The following is a 17,011-nucleotide window of genomic DNA, read 5'->3' on the forward strand; positions in this document are numbered from 1 at the left end:
GTTCTGATTGACTATAGAGCCTGTTGCCCGGAATTACCGGGCGAACCGGGCCGTCCGGCGGCGTGCGACAGCTTGTCCCAGAGAGGCTGGTCAAGTGCGCGGGACGCCGCTAGAATTGCGCACTTTTTGATCAGAGGCGCCGCCAGCGCGCCCTTCGAGGTTAGCCGCACATGTCCACCGCCACACCCAAAGTAGGATTCGTCTCGCTCGGATGCCCGAAAGCGACTGTCGATTCCGAACGCATCCTCACCCAACTGCGCATGGAAGGGTACGAAATCGTCCCCACCTACCAGGACGCAGACGTGGTGGTGGTGAACACCTGCGGCTTCATCGACAGCGCCAAGGCCGAATCCCTGGACGCCATCGGTGAAGCCATCGCCGAGAACGGCAAGGTGATCGTCACCGGTTGCATGGGTGTTGCCGAAGACAGCATCCGCGACGTTCACCCCAGCGTGCTGGCCGTCACCGGTCCGCAACAGTACGAGCAGGTGGTGAATGCCGTCCACGAGGTGATCCCGCCCAAGGCCGAGCACAACCCGCTGATCGACCTGGTGCCGCCGCAGGGCATCAAGCTGACCCCGCGCCACTACGCCTACCTGAAGATTTCCGAAGGCTGCAACCACAGCTGCAGCTTCTGCATCATCCCGTCGATGCGCGGCAAGCTGGTCAGCCGCCCGGTGGGCGACGTGCTCAGCGAAGCCCAGCGCCTGGTGAAAGCCGGCGTGAAGGAACTGCTGGTGATCTCCCAGGACACCAGCGCCTACGGCGTGGACCTGAAGTACAAGATGGATTTCTGGGACGGCCAGCCGGTGAAGACCCGCATGCTGGAGCTGTGCCAGGCGCTCTCCTCGATGGGCGTGTGGGTGCGCCTGCACTACGTCTATCCCTACCCCAACGTCGATGACGTGATCCCGCTGATGGCCGAGGGCAAGCTGCTGCCCTACCTGGACATCCCCTTCCAGCACGCCAGCCCGAAAGTGCTCAAGTCCATGAAGCGCCCCGCCTTCGAGGACAAGACCCTGGCGCGCATCAAGAAGTGGCGCGAGATCTGCCCCGAGCTGACCATCCGCTCGACCTTCATCGTCGGCTTCCCCGGCGAGACCGAGGAAGACTTCCAATACCTGCTGGACTGGCTGACCGAAGCCCAGCTCGACCGCGTTGGCTGCTTCCAGTACTCCCCGGTGGAAGGCGCCCCGGCCAACGACCTGGGCCTGGACGTGGTGCCGGACGATGTGAAACAGGACCGCTGGGAGCGCTTCATGGCGCACCAGCAGGCCATCTCCGCCGCCCGCCTGCAGCTGAAGATCGGCAAGGAAATCGACGTGCTGATCGACGAAGTGGATGACGAAGGCGCGGTCGGCCGCTCCTACGCCGACGCCCCGGAAATCGACGGCGCCGTGTACATCGACAGCTTCGACGTGAAGCCGGGCGACAAGGTGCGTGTGCGCATCACCGACGCCGACGAGTACGACCTCTGGGCCGAACTGGTCTGATCCGCAAAAGCCCCGCTGATGCGGGGCTTTTCATTTCTGCTATTGGAAAGCCCATGACCAACAACGACGTACTGCGCAGCCTGCGCTACCTGCTGGACATCCGCGATGCGCAGGTCGCCGAGATCACCGCGCTGGCCGGTTTCAACCTCAGCACCGAAGAGGTCGGCGCCTTCCTCGCCCGCGACGACGAACCGGACTTCAGGCCGTGCAGCGACCGCGTGCTGGCGCACTTTCTCGACGGCCTGATCGTGTATCGCCGTGGCCGCGACGAATCGCGCCCGCTGCCGCCGGTGGAACTGCCGCTGACCAACAACATCACCCTGAAGAAACTGCGCGTGGCCTTCGAACTGCGCGACGACGACATCCTCGCGATCCTCGACAGCGTCAGCTTCATCGTCACCAAGACGGAACTGGGCGCGCTGTTCCGCAAGCCCGGCCACAACAACTACCGCCCCTGTGGCGACCAGTTGCTGCGCAACTTCCTCAAGGGCCTGACGCAGCGCCAGCAGCGCTGAGATCGACATGCTCTATCGCCTGGCAGCCGACGCCGTTGTCCTGTTTCATCTGGGCTTCATCCTCTTCGTGCTGCTCGGCGGCCTGCTGGTGTTGCGCTGGCCGCGCCTGGCCTGGCTGCACCTGCCGGCGGCGGCCTGGGGCATGGCGGTGGAATTCCTCCATCTCTATTGCCCGCTCACGCCGCTGGAGAATCACTTCCGCACCCTGGCCGGCGACCACGGCTACAGCGGCGGCTTCATCGAGCATTACCTGATCCCGCTGATCTACCCTGCCGGCCTGACCGAGGCGACCCAGGTCGTCCTCGGCCTCGTGGTGGTGGCGGTCAATCTGCCGCCTTACCTGCTTCTGCTGCGCCGGGCACTGCGCTCGCGCTGAGCGACTGGCCCGTCGGCAGGTAGGCCAGGCTTGCTTCCTTGTTCTTCGCGTGGCCCAGGCGCTGGCCATTATTGAGCTTCGATTCGATCAGCCGGTGATCTGCCGTCAGCCAGTTCAGCGGCTGTGCGCCGTCGTGCGTCACCTGGGAAATGATCAGCGTGCGCGCCGGGTCCCAGTCCTCGCCGGTACGCTGACGCAGCCAGGCGAACAGAGCGTCGCTGTCGCCCTGTGGATAACCGGAGTGGATATAGAGGAACGGATGCGCTTGCCGTTCGCCACGACGTTCCAGGTACATCGGCAGACGTGCATCGTCATCGCCGAGAATCAGCACCCGCCACTGCGACCAGGGCGCGACCTGTTCTGCCGCGGCGCGCACCTCCCTGGCAAACAGCGGAACCCCGCCGCCGCCATTGCTCCACGGATAGGCCACGCCCAGCACCAGTAGCATCACGCCTGCGCCCGCCCCCACCACCCGCGGCCAGACGCGCCCCAGGCCGGCGAGCCCGCGCTCATGCCGCCGCTCGATCACCCACCACGCACCCAGCAATTGCGCGAACGGCACCAGCGGAAGCACGTAGTAACTGCGCCGGCCACCGCTGGCAGTGAAAAACGCGAACAGCAGCAACAACGCCCAGACCAGCCAGCGCGCATTGGGCTGCAGTTGCTTCCAGCGGCGCGCTGCGAACCACAGGCCAAGTACCCATAACGGCGCCCAGGGCAGCGTGTAGGCGGGAAGGTAAAGCAGGTAGGTATAGATCGGCCCCTCGTGGTCGAAGGGCTGGAAGAAGCGCACCACGTTCTCGCGGAATACCAGTGCCAGTCCGCTCTCGCCATAGCTGGGCTGGCCATAGAAGTGCGACAGCACGAAGGGAATCGCATACACGCCGCCGGCCACCACCAGCGCCGCCAACAGCCGCAGGTTCAAATGTCGGCGCCAGCGCCCCTCGCTGAGCAGGTGCGGCAGCAGCACCAGCCCCGGCAGGACGAAACCGATCAGCCCCTTGCACAGCGAGGTCAGCGACAGGATCAGGAAGAAGCCCAGGTAGCTCCTGAATCGCGTGTCGTGCGGGTCGCGCCAGTACCAGGCCAGCGCCGCCAGCACGCCGAACACCGTGAGCATGTCCGCCGTCGCCACCCGCGCCCAGAACAGAAAATAGAAGGTGGTCGCCAGCAGCCAGCCGGCCAGCAACCCGGTGCCCTTGCGCAGCAGGCGCTCGCCCAGCCACCAGGTCAGCCAGACGCTGCCCAGGCCCGCCAGCACGGTGCTGATGCGCAAGGTCCAGTGATTGAGGCCGAACAGGCTGGCCGGCGCGGTGATCAGCCAGTACGACAGCAGTGGCTTGTCGTAATACGGCGCACCGCGCAAGTAGGGATCGAAGTAGTCGCCCGACTGCAGCATCTGCAGCGAGATATCTGCCCAGCGCACCTCCGGGCCCCAGACCTCGCGCCAGCCCAGCCCGAACAGCAGTAGCACCAGCGTGACGCCCAGCAATAGCACCAACGCCTTGCGATCTTTGCTCCAACCCAGCATCACCCAGCCCCCGGCCTCTCGAACGTGCGCGGGACACTAGGGCAGCGATGGTTATGTGCAGGTTAAGAAAATGCAGCCATCGCGTAATGCGCCGGCATTTCCCGATTGGATAATGCTCGGAGTGCCTCGGCGATCCCGCTAGGGTGTGGCGAAAAACCAGCCAGGAGAGGCTCATGCACCCGTACTTTTCCCTCGCCGGACGGACCGCGCTGGTCACCGGCGGCACCCGCGGCATCGGCCGGATGATCGCCCAGGGCCTGCTCGAAGCCGGCGCCAAAGTGATCATCTGCGCCCGTGACGGCGCCGCCTGCGCCGACACTGCTGCCGAACTGTCGCAGTACGGCGAGTGCATCGGCCTGCCGGCCAACCTCGCCACCGAGGAAGGCGCCCGTGCCCTGGCCCTGGAGCTGAACGAGCGCCTGGACCACCTCGACATCCTGGTGAACAACGCCGGTACCACCTGGGGCGCGCCGCTGGAAAGCTACCCGGCCGCGGGCTGGGAAAAGGTCATGCAGCTCAACGTCACCGCCGTGTTCAGCTGCATCCAGCAACTGCTGCCACTGCTGAAGAAGGCCGGCAGCGCGCAGAGCCCGGCGCGGGTGATCAACATCGGCTCGGTGGCCGGCGTCACCTCCCACGGCGAGAACGCCTATGCCTATGGTCCGAGCAAAGCCGCACTGCACCAGCTGTCGCGCATGCTGGCCCGCGAACTGGTGCAAGACCACATCAACGTCAACGTCATCGCCCCCGGTCGCTTCCCCAGCAAGATGACCCGCCACATCGCCAACGATGAGCAGGCCATGGCCGAGGATACCGCCGTAATCCCCATGCGCCGCTGGGGTCGTGAAGAGGAAATGTCCGCCCTGGCGATCAGCCTGGCCAGCGCCGCCGGCGCCTACATGACCGGCAACATCATCCCCATCGATGGTGGCTTCCACCTCGGCTGAGCCTGTCCTGAACCTGCTGCGCGTCGTCATGGCGCGTTGAAAGCCGGCGCTGACTGCTCATTTGCGACAGGTAGACTGCACGCCATTGCCGGCTTGATTCGCTGGCGCTTACCCTTCGGGCCAGCCTGCGGCTGTTACTCCCGTTGGTCGTTGCGCCTTGCTCTGTTCTAGGTATTGCACAAGCTCGGATACCCGAGGATTCGGTTACCATGGCGGCCCCTGCAACAGCCTGTGCCGCCATGTCCCACACCCTCTCGCCCATCGGCTACGTCCGCTCCTGCTTCAAGGAGAAGTTCGCCATCCCGCGCCAGCCGCAACTGGCTCCGGCCGCGACCGGCGTACTGCAACTGCTGCCGCCGTTCGACACGGGCGACGCGGTGGAGGGCCTGGAGCAGGTCAGCCACGTCTGGCTGATCTTCCTCTTCCACCAGGCGCTGGAACACAAGCCACGGCTGAAGGTGCGACCGCCGCGCCTGGGCGGCAACCAGTCGATGGGCGTCTTCGCCACCCGCGCCACCCACCGCCCCAACGGCCTCGGCCAATCCGTGGTGAAGCTGGAAAAGGTCGAGCCCGGCCGGCTCTGGCTGTCCGGCATCGACCTGCTCGATGGCACGCCGGTGATCGACATCAAGCCGTACGTGCCCTACGCGGACATCGTGGTCGATGCACGCAACGCCATCGCCGACGCCCCGCCCGCCCCCATCGCCGTGCACTGGAACGACGAAGCCCTGCGCCAGGCCCATGAACACGGCCTGCGTCTTGGCCAGCCGGTAGCCGAACTGGTCGAGCAGTGCCTCGCCCAGGACCCGCGCCCAGCCTACCAGAAGCCGCCGCCCGAGCGCCGCTACGGCGTGCGCCTGTGGGACCTGGATGTGCACTGGCACTACCCCACCGACGGCGAAATCTGCGTGTTGGATGTGCAGCGCGCCGCCGACTGAAACCTGCTTCAGTCCACCGGGTTGAGGGCGATCACGTCGCTCTCGAAACACTCCTGCTCGACGATCAGCGGCTCCACCAGCGGGCGGCTGTCGCGGAAGTGCGCGGTCTGCGTGTGCGCCTCGTAGGCCGCGTCGTCGCGGTAGATCTCGTAGAGGTAGATCACGTCCGGATCGAGGCGATCCTGGGACACATCGAAGACCAGGCAGCCCGGCTCGCTGGACACGGAAGCGGCGGCATTGGCCTTGATGGCGTGGAGAAAATCCTCGGCGGTGCCGGGCTTCACACGGGTCTTGATGAACAGACTGTACACAGGGCGTTCCTTTTGTTTTAAATTTGAAATCAAATTGTATACAAAAAAGGAACCGCGTCCATGTCCGATCTCCCCGCCCGCCCCGGTCGCCTCAACGGCCTGCGCCATCTAGCCCTGCTGGTGCCGAACCTGGAAGAGCGCGAGCACTTCTACGTCGATGTGCTCGGCATGAAAGTGCTGAACCGTGCCAACGAGGACCTGGTGTACCTCACCTGCGGCAACGACAACCTCTCGCTGGGCCGCGGCTTCGGTGCCGCCAACGGGCTGCAGACCATGGATCACTACGGTTTCGTGGTGGACAGCGTGGAAGAGCTGGATGCCTGGTACCAATACTTCAAGGCACGCGGCGTGACGCTGCTGGACCGCCCCTTCGACCATGGCGACGGCACGCGCAGCTTCCACCTGCTGGACCCGGCGGGGAACAAAGTGCAGCCGCTGTATCACCCGGCGGTGTCGGGCCAGCGCCTGGCATGAGGCACCTGTAGGAGCGAGCTTGCTCGCGAACGCAGACGCTCCGTGCCTTGCAGGTTCGCGAGCAAGCTCGCTCCTACAAAGAGCCGCATCTCAGGGTGGAATCCAGGCACAAAAAACGCCGCGATCCCTTGGGGAATCGCGGCGTTCTTGGTTTGAACGGCGCTGCTGACTGCTCGGCTTACTTCTCGACGAAGGCGCGCTCGATCAGGTAGTCGCCAGGCTCGCCCATGCGCGGGGAGATCTGCAGGCCGAAGCCGTTCAGCACTTCGCTGGTCTCGTCGAGCATGCTCGGGCTGCCGCAGATCATCGCGCGGTCGTCCTGCGGGTTCATCGGCGGCAGGCCGATGTCGGCGAACAGCTTGCCGCTGCGCATCAGGTCGGTCTGGCGGCCCATGCTGTGGAATTCCTCACGGGTGACCAGCGGGCAATAGATCAGCTTCTCTTTCACCATGTCGCCGAAGTACTCGTGCTCCGGCAGAACCTTGGTGATGAAGTCCGCGTAGGCCAGTTCGCTGACCCAACGTACGCCATGGACCAGGATGACCTTCTCGAAGCGCTCATAGACTTCCGGGTCCTGGATCACCGAGAGGAACGGCGCCATGCCGGTGCCGGTGCTCAGCAGGTACAGGTGCTTGCCGGGCTTGAGGTCGTCCAGCACCAGGGTGCCGGTGGGCTTGCGGCTGACCATCAGCTCGTCGCCTTCCTTCAGGTGCTGCAGGCGCGAAGTCAGCGGACCGTCCGGGACCTTGATGCTGAAGAACTCCAGGTGCTCTTCGTAGTTCGGGCTAGCGATACTGTACGCGCGCATCAGCGGACGACCGTTGACTTCCAGACCGATCATCACGAACTGACCGGTCTTGAAGCGCAGACCCGGGTTACGGGTGGTCTTGAAGCTGAAGAGGGTGTCGTTCCAGTGGTGCACGCTGAGAACGCGCTCGGTGTACAGGTTGCTCATCAAGGACTCCTAGGAGAAACGTGGCGCACCCCAGCAGATCCCGGACGTAGCGCAATTGCGCGACATTTTATAGGCGGCGACAATATCCGCAAAATAAATTATCTGGATATTGCTAATCCAAAACGCAGATAAGGCCGCATCATGTCGCCGCAAAAGGATACCTTCCGCGCATTTCAGCACCGGGGCGACGAAATGTCGCGCAGCCTTTTCGGAGCCATCGTCCATGAAATTCACCCTGCGCCAGCTCGAAGTCTTCGTCGCCGTCGCCCAGCAGGAAAGCGTCTCCCGCGCCGCTGCGGGGCTGTCCATGTCGCAATCGGCCACCAGTACGGCGCTGGGCGAGCTTGAGCGACAGTTCGACTGCAAGCTGTTCGACCGCTCCGGCAAGCGCCTGACCCTCAACGCCCTTGGCCGCCAGTTGCTACCCCAGGCCGTGGCCCTGCTCGACCGCGGCAGCGAGATCGAGAACATGCTCAACGGCAAGAGTGCCTTCGGCTCGCTGGACCTGGGCGCCACGCTGACCATCGGCAACTACCTCGCCACCCTGCTGATCGGCACCTTCATGCAGCGCCAGCCCGACTGCCGGGTGCGCCTGCATGTGCATAACACCGCCCACGTGGTGCAGCGCGTGGCGCACTACGAACTGGACCTGGGGCTGATCGAGGGCGACTGCCAGCACCCGGACATCGAGGTGCAGCCGTGGATGGAAGACGAACTGGTGGTGTTCTGCGCGCCGCAACATCCGCTCGCCCGTGAAGGCCGCGCGAGCCTGGAACGGCTGACGGAGGAAGCCTGGATCCTGCGGGAACAGGGCTCGGGCACGCGCCTGACCTTCGACCAGGCCATGCGCCACCACGTGGAACCGCTGAACGTACGGCTGGAGCTGGAGCACACCGAGGCGATCAAGCGCGCGGTGGAGTCGGGATTGGGGATCGGCTGCATCTCGCGCCTGGCCCTGCGCGACGCGTTCCGCCGCGGCAGCCTGGTGCCGGTGGAAACCCCGGACCTGGACCTGCGTCGGCAGTTCTACTTCATCTGGCACCGGCAGAAGTACCAGACCGCGACCATGCGCGAGTTCCTCGAACTGTGCCGCAGCGAAACCGCCGGGGTGACGCGCAGCGACGATATCGTCCTGCCGATGATTCCCTGAGTTGGGCTTTTAGTAGGAGCGAGCTTGCTCGCGAACGCTTCACGCCGGCGACAACAGTGTCAGGCGGTTCGCGAACGAGCTCGCTCCTACAGGCCGTCAGCCGAGCAGGATGCCCGCCCAGGTCACGGTGATGATGGTCAGCGCGACGAACTGGGCCGCACTGCCCATGTCCTTGGCATTCTTCGAGAGGGGATGGCGTTCCAGCGAGACGCGATCCACCACCGCCTCGATGGCGGAGTTGAGCAGTTCGACGATCAGCGCCAGCAGACACACTGCGATCATCAGCGCGCGCTCGCCACGGGTCACGTCGCAGAAGAACGACAGCGGGATCAGGATGACGTTGATCAGCACCAGTTGGCGGAAGGCCGCTTCACCCTTGAAGGCGGCGGCGAAACCGGCCAGGGAGTAGCCGGCGGCGTTGAAGATGCGTTTCAGGCCGGTCTGGCCCTTGAAGGGGGAGGCGGACACGTGTGGTTCTCACAGGCAAAGGTCGCGGCACTCTATACCAGCGATCGTCAAAAAGGAGTCAAGGCCATTACAGAATGTGACAGCCTCTGATCCGGGTTGTGACGGCCTCAGGCCCCCGGCACCGATTCCATCTGCGCCAGCAGCAGCGCCGCCTGGGTGCGGGTGCGCACATTCAGCTTGCGGAAGATCGCCGTCACGTGGGCCTTCACCGTGGCTTCGGAAACGCTCAGCTCGAAGGCGATCTGCTTGTTCAACAGGCCTTCGCAGACCATGGTCAGCACGCGGAACTGCTGCGGAGTGAGGCTGGCCAGACCGGCGCTGGCGGCGCGCACGTCTTCGCTCATCTCGGTCACCGCGTCCACCTGCGGCGGCCACCAGACATCGCCATCGAGCACCGCGCGCACAGCCTGCTGCAGCACGCTCAGTTCGCTGGACTTGGGAATGAAACCACTGGCGCCGAACTCACGGGAGCGCTGCACCACGGCGGCGTCTTCCTGGGCGGAGACCATCACCACCGGAATCTGCGGGTACTGCCCGCGCAGCAGCACCAGCCCGGAGAAGCCGTAGGCGCCGGGCATATTCAGGTCCAGCAGCACCAAGTCCCAGTCGGCCTTCTCGTTCAGGCGCGCCTCCAGCTCCGCGATACTCGCGGCCTCCGACAGTCGCGCCTCGGGGCCGAGACCAATGGTCAGGGCCTGGTGCAGGGCACTGCGGAACAGCGGGTGATCGTCAGCGATCAGGATCTCGTAGGAAGCCATGAATTTTCCTTGAAGGCCGCGCCGAAGTCCGCCGTGGATAACAGCCAGACTTGCGCAGGAAAGGTCGGAGCACGGATAGAGCACTACTCGACGCATTGTACGCAAAGACCAGCCCTGGTGTCCGCCGCGAATACATCGCCGGACAGTACTTACAGCGTGGCCTGAACGCCCTTGCCACTGTGCCCGCCGACAGTCCGCGCCCCTTTCCAAAGGCCCGGCGTTACGGCAGAGTTCCGCTTTTTTTCCTGCCCGTTACGAGAACAAGATGAAAAGCCATGCGCTGCGCGCCGATTTCCTGATGCTGTTCACCGCGATGATCTGGGGGGTGTCCTTCGTCGCGCAACGCCTCGGGATGGATGCCATCGGCCCGTTCCTCTATACCGGCCTGCGCTTTACCCTCGGCGCCGTGGCGCTGCTGCCGCTGCTGGCCTGGTCGAGCAAGCGCGGTGCCCAGCCGTTCAACCGCGGCATGCTCCTCGCAGGGCTGGCCATCGGTACCGCGCTGACCGTGGGGATCAACCTGCAACAGGTCGGCCTGATGTTCACCAGCGTGACCAACTCCGGGTTCATCACCGGCCTGTACGTGATCATCGTGCCGCTGCTCGGCCTGCTGATCGGCCATCGCGCCGGCATGGGCACCTGGCTGGGCGCGGCGCTGGCCGTGACCGGCATGGCGATGCTGAGCATCGGCCCGGGCTTCCACGTCGCCTCAGGTGACTGGCTGCAACTGACCGGCGCCTTCGTCTGGGGCGGCCACGTGCTGCTGGTGGGCCTGTTCGCCAGCCGCTACGACCCGATCCGCCTGGCCTTCCTGCAGTTCGTTACCTGCGCGGTGGTGAGCATGATCCTGGCGCTGGTGTTCGAGGAAATCCACCTCGATGCCATCGTCCAGGCGGCTCCCGCGCTGATCTACGGCGGCCTGTTCGGCGTCGCCACCGGCTTCACCCTGCAGGTCATCGCGCAGAAGCACGCCATCGCCTCCCACGCGGCGATCATCCTCTCGCTGGAAGCGGTATTCGCCGCCATCGCTGGCGCACTGTTCCTCGACGAGACGCTGCATCTGCGCGGTTACTTCGGCTGCGCGCTGATGCTGGCGGGCATGCTGGTCGCACAGCTTTGGCCGAAGAAGGCCGAGGTGAAGGCGGTCTGAAGCGCCCCCGCTCCTACACACGAAGCACGTACGTGTCGACTGTCGTAGGAGCGGACTCTGTCCGCGATCGACTCAACCCCGCTCCGACCAACCAGTTGGTGCCAGCCCCACCCTATCGCGGACGAAGTCCGCTCCTACGATCGCCCCATTGCCGGAGTAACCCTGGAAAAGCGTGTCAGTGAATTCAGCGCTGGGTAAACGGCCTCAACGCCTGGTGCGCCGGGCTCTGCTCGTCCAGCGGCTGCTGGCGCTTGGAACCCAGGTAGCGCTCGCTGAACACGTCCAGATAGGCATCCAGCGCATCGCCGGCGCGGCGGTCGCCGGCCAACCCCAGGCACAGCGCCGCGACTTCGGCGGTGCACAGATGCTCGTCGAACTTGGAACGGCGCAGGCGATAGCGTGACAGGGCATCGGGAGTGATGCTCAGCACCGGGAAGCGGTCCAGATAGGGGCTCTTGCGGAACATCTTGCGCGCCTCGTTCCAGGTGGCGTCGAGCAGGATGAACAGCGGGCGCTTGCCGCCCTGCGGCGCCACCGTGGTGACTACGCGCTCTGGCTGGACGAATTCACCGGGGAACACCACATAGGGCTGCCACTGCGGATCGTCGAGCAGCGCCAGCAGCGCCGGGTCGACCTCGATCCGCGACCAGCCGAAGGCCCAGGTCTCGGGCACGGTTTCGGCAATCAGCCAACCCGTATTGCTGGGCTTGAGCGGCTCGGTATCGAACATCACCAGGCACATCGCCGAGTTTGACTCGACCTGCGGGCGCAGGCTGCACATGCAGTAGTTCGGCCGCAGACGGCAACCAGGGCAGCGCGGCGAACGTGAACCACGGGCGAAGAACGGCTTGAGGCAGCGCGCCAGGCGTGCATCGCGCAGGCGGGCGACGGCGTGGCTCATCGGGCCACCGGAAAATGGAAAGTCGGACGGTACATCGAAGGCTCGATTGGGACGGCGGTTGCGGACCGCCGATTGTACCAGAGCCACAATCTGCCTCCCTGCGCGCGCTCGAGTGGCGATAAAAGCTTCGAAACCTTTGCGCCATCCATTGACGAGGTTGGCCGCCCGGCAAGCCGGGCAGCGGCCTGCGGCAATGGAATCTCGGCAGGAGAGCCATTTTCGGGGACAATAGTCGGCTGTAATGACCAGCGAACCCGGAAGGCTCGCCACGGTCGAATCGGCACCATTGTCAGGAGATGCCCATGCTGCGCCTCACCGCCCTCGCCCTCTGCCTCGTTCTTCCCGTCGCGCACGCCGCGTCGAAGAAGGACTTCGAACTGACCCAGACCCTGGAAAAGGTCGCCAAGGAAAGCAGCGAAGGCACCCCGCGCGCCATCAACGAAGACATCCTCGACCAGGGCTACACCGTCGACGGTCCGCAGCTGATCAACCACCTGAGCGTGCGCGCCAGCCATGCCGAGCGCATGCGCGAGAATCCCGACAGCGTACGCAGCCAACTGGGCGACAGCGTCTGCAGTAACACCGCCTACCGCCAACTGCTGGCCGAGGGCGCGATCCTCACTTACAGCTTCACCGAGTACAAGACCAACGCTCCGGTCGCCACCGAGCGCTTCGACGCCGGCAGCTGCAAGATCAAGCTGAAGAAATAAGCCGCGCCGATGCTCGACAAGGAAATGCTGCTGAAGATCGCGCGCACGCCGATGCCCTTCGGCAAGTACCAGGGACGCATGCTGGTGGACCTGCCGGACGAGTACCTGCTGTGGTTCCACAAGAAGGGCCAGTTCCCGGCCGGCGAACTGGGCCGTCTGATGCAACTGACCCTGGAACTGAAGATCGACGGCCTCGACGACCTGATCAAGGCTCTCAAGCGCTGAGGCCCGTGCAACCGCCCTGAGGCGGTTGCGCCAGCGTCGATCAACGCAGCACTGCGGGGTTTTCCTTGCCGGCCACTGCCGCCGCTTCGTCCGGCGTCAGCAGGGCGCTACGGGGCACATCCAGCAGCCGCGCGCAGGCCGCCAGCACATGGGCCCAACTGCAGCGGTTGGCGAACAGCATGCCAGCCTCGTCCAGCGTCCCGCCCTGGTTGCGATACCCCAGGACTGCCGTCTTCAGTGCATCCGGCAGGATCGGCCAGAGGTGCCCACGCGCCACTTCCGGGCGCATGTGGGTGAGCAGCACGCGGCGCTCATAATGATCGGGGAACAGCCGCATGGCGATGGACTCGTCCGCCAGCGCCTGCAACTCCCAGTTATCGCGCGGCGCACGGAAGCGGCCGGGCTCCTGTAGATAGACCAGTCGGTATGGGTAGCCGGCTTCCTCCAGACGCAACGCGGCGCGACGCATCTCGGCCAACTGGTAGCTGCCATTGGCGATCAGCAGCAGCGGCTCGGCGCCTGGGTGTTCGTCCATCAGGATCGCACCATCACGCGCCAACTGCTCAGCCTGGGCCTGGGTGAATACCGCTGGCCGCTCGCGCTTGGGCGCGACGATGCAAGCCAGTTGCCCACGGCTGCGGTAGATATCCGGCAGCAGGGCGAGATGGCTGTTGTGATCAGCCGGGAAGACCACCCGTACCATGTCGCTCATCTCGCCCAGCAGCGCTTCGCAGAAGGTGGTGTCCTGGTGCGACTGCTGGTTCTTGCCGTTCTCCCAGGTGTGCGAGGTCGCCACCAGCGGCCAGCCGAGCCATCCCGCCGGGCGCCCGACTTCCTTTTGCTGGCGGGCGAAGATCAGCGTCTGGCGCACCGCCCCGAGCATTTTCACGCAGAAGGCCTCGTAGCTGGCCACCAGGTTCAGTCCGCCCTGGTTGGCCAGGCAGGCGGAGACCACCGCCTCCTCGTTGAGCGCGGTGATGATCCGGCCATCCACCGCCTCCAGTTCGCTTTCCGGCTCGCTCACCCGGTGCCGCAGCGCCTTCAGTACGCCGCCCAGGCGGTTGCTCGCCAACTCGTCCGGGTTGCCGACGCGGGCGCGCAGGTCCGGGTTGGCGTTGCAGAGGTCGACATAGAAGCGATCCAGCGCCGCCATGGGCGAGCACTCGTCATTACGGTAATGCAACGGTGGAATCGAAGGTTCGATGGGCCGCCGCACGGCCAGCGGGTTGTCCCGCTCCAGCACCCGGCCGCTGCGCGAAGCGGCGAACAGACCGCAGGCTTCGGCGAGCTCTTCCGGTTCGACCCACAGCGGCGCCGCATGCTGGTTGAACAACTCGCGCGCCTCGGCGTCGTCGCTGGGGTTACCGGGCAACGGCAGGTTGTGAGCAGCGTTACTGCCGGCGCCGTAGAAGCCATAACCCTTGGTGGTCTCGGCTATGCCGTAGGGAATCGGCAGCGGATAACGCAGGATGCCGCGCTCCTTCTCATCGACGCGGTGTTGCAGGCGCTCTTCCATTTCCCACAGGGCGCAGACGAAGGCCGCCGGATCGCGACCGTCGAAGCTCACCGGGTCGAAGCCGCAGCGCCGCAGGTGCAGCTTGAAGCCCTCCAGCCCTTCGTGGGTGCCCAACTCGGTGCGCTGCTCGATGCGCCGGCCATTGGCGATCATCACTGGCAACGCCGTGCCGCAATCCTCGGCACGCCACCAGCGGGGAATCCAGTCACTGCCACGCTGTTCCTCGGCGGCGCCGTCGGAGAGGAAGGCCACCAGGGTTTCGCCCGGCAATGGCATGTGTGCATACATCAGTTCGGCGAAACCGAGATAACCGCCTTCGGCGATACCGCCGGCAGTGTGCGGATTGACATGGCTGCCCAGTGGCGCGGCAACCTTGCCTTCAGGCGCCTGGGCGTAGCTGTAGAAATCCTGCACCAGCCGGTCCAGCCCGGCCTCGCCGTTTCCGTAGGCAGCGGCCTGCTCCGGATGCAGATTGCCGGTCAGCACATTGAGCGCATCGATCGCCGCCACACAATGCCCCTGCCCCATCAGCCAACCGCGGGTCTTGCCGCTCAGGGCATTCAGGGCGAGGTAGCCGGCATAGGCTGGCACCATGTTCAGCGCACCGCCGGTATGCCCTTCCGGCTGGGACTTGAAGTCCTCGGCCTGCAAGGGCGCGCCATCGAGGCGCACACGTCTGGCGTAGGTCATGTGGGCCACCAGCCAGAGGCCGGCGCAGGTCAGCCGATCCAGCGCGCCAAACAGCCGGTAGACACTGGCCAGGTCCGGCTGCAGGCCGTACTGGACCAATTGATGAGCAACACGAAAGACCGCCGCCTGGGTCTGCACGCTATGCTGAAGCGGACCACGGCCGCGCAGCCAGCCGGCATATTCGGGCTCGGCTGCCGCATGGGCGGCAAGCTCCTCGGGGCTTGGCAGGATCTGTGACATATCGGCTCTCCCTTGGCTATGGCAGAAAGTCTAGGTCGCCACAGATCGGACGGGCGCTGACATGTATCAACGACCGCCCCGACCATTCGGGCAAGGCTGAAAGAGAATTCCGACAAGGAGATGACATGGCGCTTCTCACCTTCATCGGCGCGATCCAGGAAGTCACCGGCTCCTGCTACCTCCTGGAGACCCGCGACGGCGTCCGCGTGCTGCTCGAATGCGGGATGCGCCAGGGGCGCAGCGGCAACAAGGGCACCCGCGACAACGAGGCGAGCAACCGCACGCCATTCCCCTTCGACCCGAAGGAACTCGACGCGGTCGTTCTCTCCCACGCCCATCTGGACCACAGCGGCCTGCTGCCACGCCTGGCGAAGGAAGGCTACAAGGGGCCGATCTACGCCACCGAATCCTGCTGCGACCTGCTGGAGCTGATGCTGATGGACTCGGCGCACCTCCAGGAAAAGGACGCCGAGTGGGAGAACAAGTGGCGCTCGCGCCTGGGCAAGCCGCCCGTCAAGCCGCTGTACACCATCGAAGATGCTTCCCGTGCATTGAACCAGCGCCGCCGCGTCAGCTACGGCAGCACGGTGGATGTCGCACGCGGTATTCGCGTGACCTTCCACAACGCCGGACACATCCTCGGCTCGGCCATCGTCGAACTGGAGATCCATGAATTCGGCTCGACCCGCCGCCTGGTTTTCTCGGGTGACCTGGGCAGTACCTGTTCACCGCTGATGCGCACGCCGACGCCGCTGACTCGCGCCGATGTAGTCCTGCTGGAGTCCACCTACGGCGACCGCGATCACCGTGACGCCAACGAAACCCTGCTGGAACTAGCCGGCATCCTGCAGCGCGCGCAGAACGAGGGCGGCAACGTGTTGATCCCGTCCTTCGCCGTAGGCCGTACCCAGGACCTGATCTACTACCTCGGGCGCTTCTACCAGGAAGGCCGCCTGCCGCAGCAGGTCGTCTACCTCGACAGCCCGATGGCGGCCCGGGCCAACAACATCTACCTGCAACACATCGGCGAGATCGCCGACGTCGACCGTGAATACATGCGCGGCACCGGCACCGCCAAAGTCGGCGATTGGCTGCCGATCCTGCACACGACCCAGAGCGCCGATGAATCGATGGCGCTGAACCGCATCAAGAGCGGAGCCATCATCATCGCCGGCAGCGGCATGTGCACTGGCGGGCGCATCGTCCACCACCTCAAGCACAACCTCTGGCGCAAGGAATGCCACATCGTCTTCCCCGGCTTCCAGGCCAAGGGCACACTGGGCCGCGCCATCGTCGATGGCGCCGAAAGCGTACGTATCCTGCGCCAGCGCATCAGCGTGAAAGCACAGATACACACCCTCGGCGGATTCTCTGCGCACGCGGGACAATCACAATTAATTCAGTGGGTTGGCCACTTCGAGCACAAACCCGAGCTATACCTGATACATGGCGAGCGAGAAAAGATGGATGTACTCAAGGGTGCACTCCAGGATCGCCTGAACTGGACGGCCAATATTCCGGAGCCCGGAGACCGGATCGCCATCTGATATCGAGGCCCACCGACTGTCACACCCCGTGTGCCAGACTGGGCGGGCCTGCTGCTGAACCCTGTGCGTGCGGCGAAGCGCCAATGCATCCCTGCCAGAGCCACCTCGCGTGGCCG

General features: G+C 65.0%; 18 protein-coding genes. 11 read left to right on the top strand and 7 right to left on the bottom strand.

The window, feature by feature from the left end:
* Window positions 1–170 precede the first annotated feature (170 nt).
* From rimO to N5C91_RS27925, 3 genes are read left to right on the top strand one after another with little or no spacing between them, the layout of a single operon-like run.
* On the top strand, window positions 171–1,493 hold the full coding sequence (gene rimO / locus N5C91_RS27915; RefSeq protein ID WP_236173053.1) for a 30S ribosomal protein S12 methylthiotransferase RimO: 1,323 nt from the start codon (window positions 171–173) through the stop codon (window positions 1,491–1,493).
* A 53-nt stretch (window positions 1,494–1,546) separates the two neighbouring features.
* The gene (locus N5C91_RS27920; RefSeq protein ID WP_236173054.1) at window positions 1,547–2,008 is read left to right on the top strand and encodes a DUF1456 family protein; all 462 of its coding nucleotides are present in this window, start codon (window positions 1,547–1,549) and stop codon (window positions 2,006–2,008) included.
* Window positions 2,009–2,015: 7 nt separating this feature from the next.
* Window positions 2,016–2,384, top strand: coding sequence for a DUF2784 domain-containing protein (locus tag N5C91_RS27925; RefSeq protein WP_236173055.1), 369 nt, complete (start codon window positions 2,016–2,018; stop codon window positions 2,382–2,384).
* Here the strand turns inward: N5C91_RS27925 and N5C91_RS27930 are convergent.
* On the bottom strand, window positions 2,332–3,915 hold the full coding sequence (locus N5C91_RS27930) for a glycosyltransferase family 39 protein (RefSeq protein ID WP_279833531.1): 1,584 nt from the start codon (window positions 3,913–3,915) through the stop codon (window positions 2,332–2,334). The genes N5C91_RS27925 and N5C91_RS27930 overlap by 53 nt on opposite strands.
* A gap of 173 nt (window positions 3,916–4,088) precedes the next feature.
* Between N5C91_RS27930 and N5C91_RS27935 the strand changes: the two genes are divergently transcribed.
* Both N5C91_RS27935 and tsaA read left to right on the top strand, forming a co-directional pair.
* Complete coding sequence (locus N5C91_RS27935) at window positions 4,089–4,862, top strand: SDR family oxidoreductase (RefSeq protein WP_236173057.1); 774 nt, start codon at window positions 4,089–4,091, stop codon at window positions 4,860–4,862.
* 239 nt (window positions 4,863–5,101) lie between these two features.
* Window positions 5,102–5,800: a tRNA (N6-threonylcarbamoyladenosine(37)-N6)-methyltransferase TrmO gene (gene tsaA / locus N5C91_RS27940; protein ID WP_279833533.1), complete on the top strand. Its 699-nt coding sequence runs from the start codon at window positions 5,102–5,104 to the stop codon at window positions 5,798–5,800.
* 8 nt (window positions 5,801–5,808) lie between these two features.
* Here tsaA and N5C91_RS27945 read toward each other — a convergent pair whose 3' ends face one another.
* Window positions 5,809–6,111, bottom strand: coding sequence for a putative quinol monooxygenase (locus tag N5C91_RS27945; protein ID WP_236173058.1), 303 nt, complete (start codon window positions 6,109–6,111; stop codon window positions 5,809–5,811).
* A gap of 60 nt (window positions 6,112–6,171) precedes the next feature.
* Here N5C91_RS27945 and N5C91_RS27950 point away from each other — a divergent pair, with 60 nt between their 5' ends.
* Entirely contained in the window at window positions 6,172–6,585 is a 414-nt protein-coding gene (locus tag N5C91_RS27950; protein WP_279833537.1) for a VOC family protein, read from the top strand.
* 178 nt (window positions 6,586–6,763) lie between these two features.
* Here the strand turns inward: N5C91_RS27950 and fpr are convergent, their stop codons facing one another.
* Window positions 6,764–7,540 carry a ferredoxin-NADP reductase gene (fpr, locus tag N5C91_RS27955; protein WP_045210043.1) on the bottom strand — a complete coding sequence of 259 codons (777 nt, stop codon included), beginning with the start codon at window positions 7,538–7,540 and terminating at the stop codon, window positions 6,764–6,766.
* Window positions 7,541–7,763: 223 nt separating this feature from the next.
* Here fpr and N5C91_RS27960 point away from each other — a divergent pair, with 223 nt between their 5' ends.
* Window positions 7,764–8,690 (top strand): LysR family transcriptional regulator, encoded by a 927-nt coding sequence (locus tag N5C91_RS27960; protein WP_236173060.1) that lies wholly within the window; start codon window positions 7,764–7,766, stop codon window positions 8,688–8,690.
* A gap of 96 nt (window positions 8,691–8,786) precedes the next feature.
* On the opposite strand, the gene N5C91_RS27965 is transcribed toward N5C91_RS27960, so the two are convergent.
* Entirely contained in the window at window positions 8,787–9,158 is a 372-nt protein-coding gene (locus tag N5C91_RS27965; RefSeq protein ID WP_024765290.1) for a diacylglycerol kinase, read from the bottom strand.
* Window positions 9,159–9,265: 107 nt separating this feature from the next.
* On the bottom strand, window positions 9,266–9,916 hold the full coding sequence (gene erdR / locus N5C91_RS27970; RefSeq protein WP_236173061.1) for a response regulator transcription factor ErdR: 651 nt from the start codon (window positions 9,914–9,916) through the stop codon (window positions 9,266–9,268).
* 265 nt (window positions 9,917–10,181) lie between these two features.
* On the opposite strand from erdR, the gene N5C91_RS27975 reads away from it, so the two are divergent.
* Window positions 10,182–11,066, top strand: a complete 885-nt coding sequence (locus N5C91_RS27975; protein ID WP_236173062.1) for a DMT family transporter — start codon at window positions 10,182–10,184, stop codon at window positions 11,064–11,066.
* Between the two features lie 184 nt (window positions 11,067–11,250).
* Here the strand turns inward: N5C91_RS27975 and N5C91_RS27980 are convergent, their stop codons facing one another.
* Window positions 11,251–11,967: a DTW domain-containing protein gene (locus N5C91_RS27980; RefSeq protein WP_279833541.1), complete on the bottom strand. Its 717-nt coding sequence runs from the start codon at window positions 11,965–11,967 to the stop codon at window positions 11,251–11,253.
* 302 nt (window positions 11,968–12,269) lie between these two features.
* Here N5C91_RS27980 and N5C91_RS27985 point away from each other — a divergent pair, with 302 nt between their 5' ends.
* The gene (locus tag N5C91_RS27985) at window positions 12,270–12,677 is read left to right on the top strand and encodes a quorum-sensing-regulated virulence factor family protein (protein WP_236173065.1); all 408 of its coding nucleotides are present in this window, start codon (window positions 12,270–12,272) and stop codon (window positions 12,675–12,677) included.
* Between the two features lie 9 nt (window positions 12,678–12,686).
* Window positions 12,687–12,902, top strand: coding sequence for a DUF3820 family protein (locus tag N5C91_RS27990; protein ID WP_045210039.1), 216 nt, complete (start codon window positions 12,687–12,689; stop codon window positions 12,900–12,902).
* Between the two features lie 40 nt (window positions 12,903–12,942).
* Here N5C91_RS27990 and N5C91_RS27995 read toward each other — a convergent pair whose 3' ends face one another.
* Window positions 12,943–15,348: a xylulose 5-phosphate 3-epimerase gene (locus N5C91_RS27995; RefSeq protein ID WP_279833544.1), complete on the bottom strand. Its 2,406-nt coding sequence runs from the start codon at window positions 15,346–15,348 to the stop codon at window positions 12,943–12,945.
* A 125-nt stretch (window positions 15,349–15,473) separates the two neighbouring features.
* On the opposite strand from N5C91_RS27995, the gene N5C91_RS28000 reads away from it, so the two are divergent.
* Entirely contained in the window at window positions 15,474–16,895 is a 1,422-nt protein-coding gene (locus N5C91_RS28000) for an MBL fold metallo-hydrolase (RefSeq protein WP_236173067.1), read from the top strand.
* Window positions 16,896–17,011: the final 116 nt, after the last annotated feature.

Source organism: Pseudomonas sp. GD03903 (assembly GCF_029840045.1).
Lineage (GTDB): Bacteria > Pseudomonadota > Gammaproteobacteria > Pseudomonadales > Pseudomonadaceae > Pseudomonas > Pseudomonas pseudonitroreducens.

Coding starts and splice junctions, on each gene's coding strand:
- N5C91_RS27975 (WP_236173062.1), top strand. CDS start 10,182: ATGAAAAGCCATGCGCTGCGCGCCGATTTCCTGATGCTGTTCACCGCG.
- N5C91_RS27935 (WP_236173057.1), top strand. CDS start 4,089: ATGCACCCGTACTTTTCCCTCGCCGGACGGACCGCGCTGGTCACCGGC.
- N5C91_RS27985 (WP_236173065.1), top strand. CDS start 12,270: ATGCTGCGCCTCACCGCCCTCGCCCTCTGCCTCGTTCTTCCCGTCGCG.
- tsaA (WP_279833533.1), top strand. CDS start 5,102: ATGTCCCACACCCTCTCGCCCATCGGCTACGTCCGCTCCTGCTTCAAG.
- N5C91_RS27950 (WP_279833537.1), top strand. CDS start 6,172: ATGTCCGATCTCCCCGCCCGCCCCGGTCGCCTCAACGGCCTGCGCCAT.
- N5C91_RS27930 (WP_279833531.1), bottom strand. CDS start 3,915: ATGCTGGGTTGGAGCAAAGATCGCAAGGCGTTGGTGCTATTGCTGGGC.
- erdR (WP_236173061.1), bottom strand. CDS start 9,916: ATGGCTTCCTACGAGATCCTGATCGCTGACGATCACCCGCTGTTCCGC.
- N5C91_RS27990 (WP_045210039.1), top strand. CDS start 12,687: ATGCTCGACAAGGAAATGCTGCTGAAGATCGCGCGCACGCCGATGCCC.
- fpr (WP_045210043.1), bottom strand. CDS start 7,540: ATGAGCAACCTGTACACCGAGCGCGTTCTCAGCGTGCACCACTGGAAC.
- N5C91_RS27980 (WP_279833541.1), bottom strand. CDS start 11,967: ATGAGCCACGCCGTCGCCCGCCTGCGCGATGCACGCCTGGCGCGCTGC.
- N5C91_RS27925 (WP_236173055.1), top strand. CDS start 2,016: ATGCTCTATCGCCTGGCAGCCGACGCCGTTGTCCTGTTTCATCTGGGC.
- N5C91_RS28000 (WP_236173067.1), top strand. CDS start 15,474: ATGGCGCTTCTCACCTTCATCGGCGCGATCCAGGAAGTCACCGGCTCC.
- N5C91_RS27995 (WP_279833544.1), bottom strand. CDS start 15,348: ATGTCACAGATCCTGCCAAGCCCCGAGGAGCTTGCCGCCCATGCGGCA.
- N5C91_RS27920 (WP_236173054.1), top strand. CDS start 1,547: ATGACCAACAACGACGTACTGCGCAGCCTGCGCTACCTGCTGGACATC.
- N5C91_RS27960 (WP_236173060.1), top strand. CDS start 7,764: ATGAAATTCACCCTGCGCCAGCTCGAAGTCTTCGTCGCCGTCGCCCAG.
- rimO (WP_236173053.1), top strand. CDS start 171: ATGTCCACCGCCACACCCAAAGTAGGATTCGTCTCGCTCGGATGCCCG.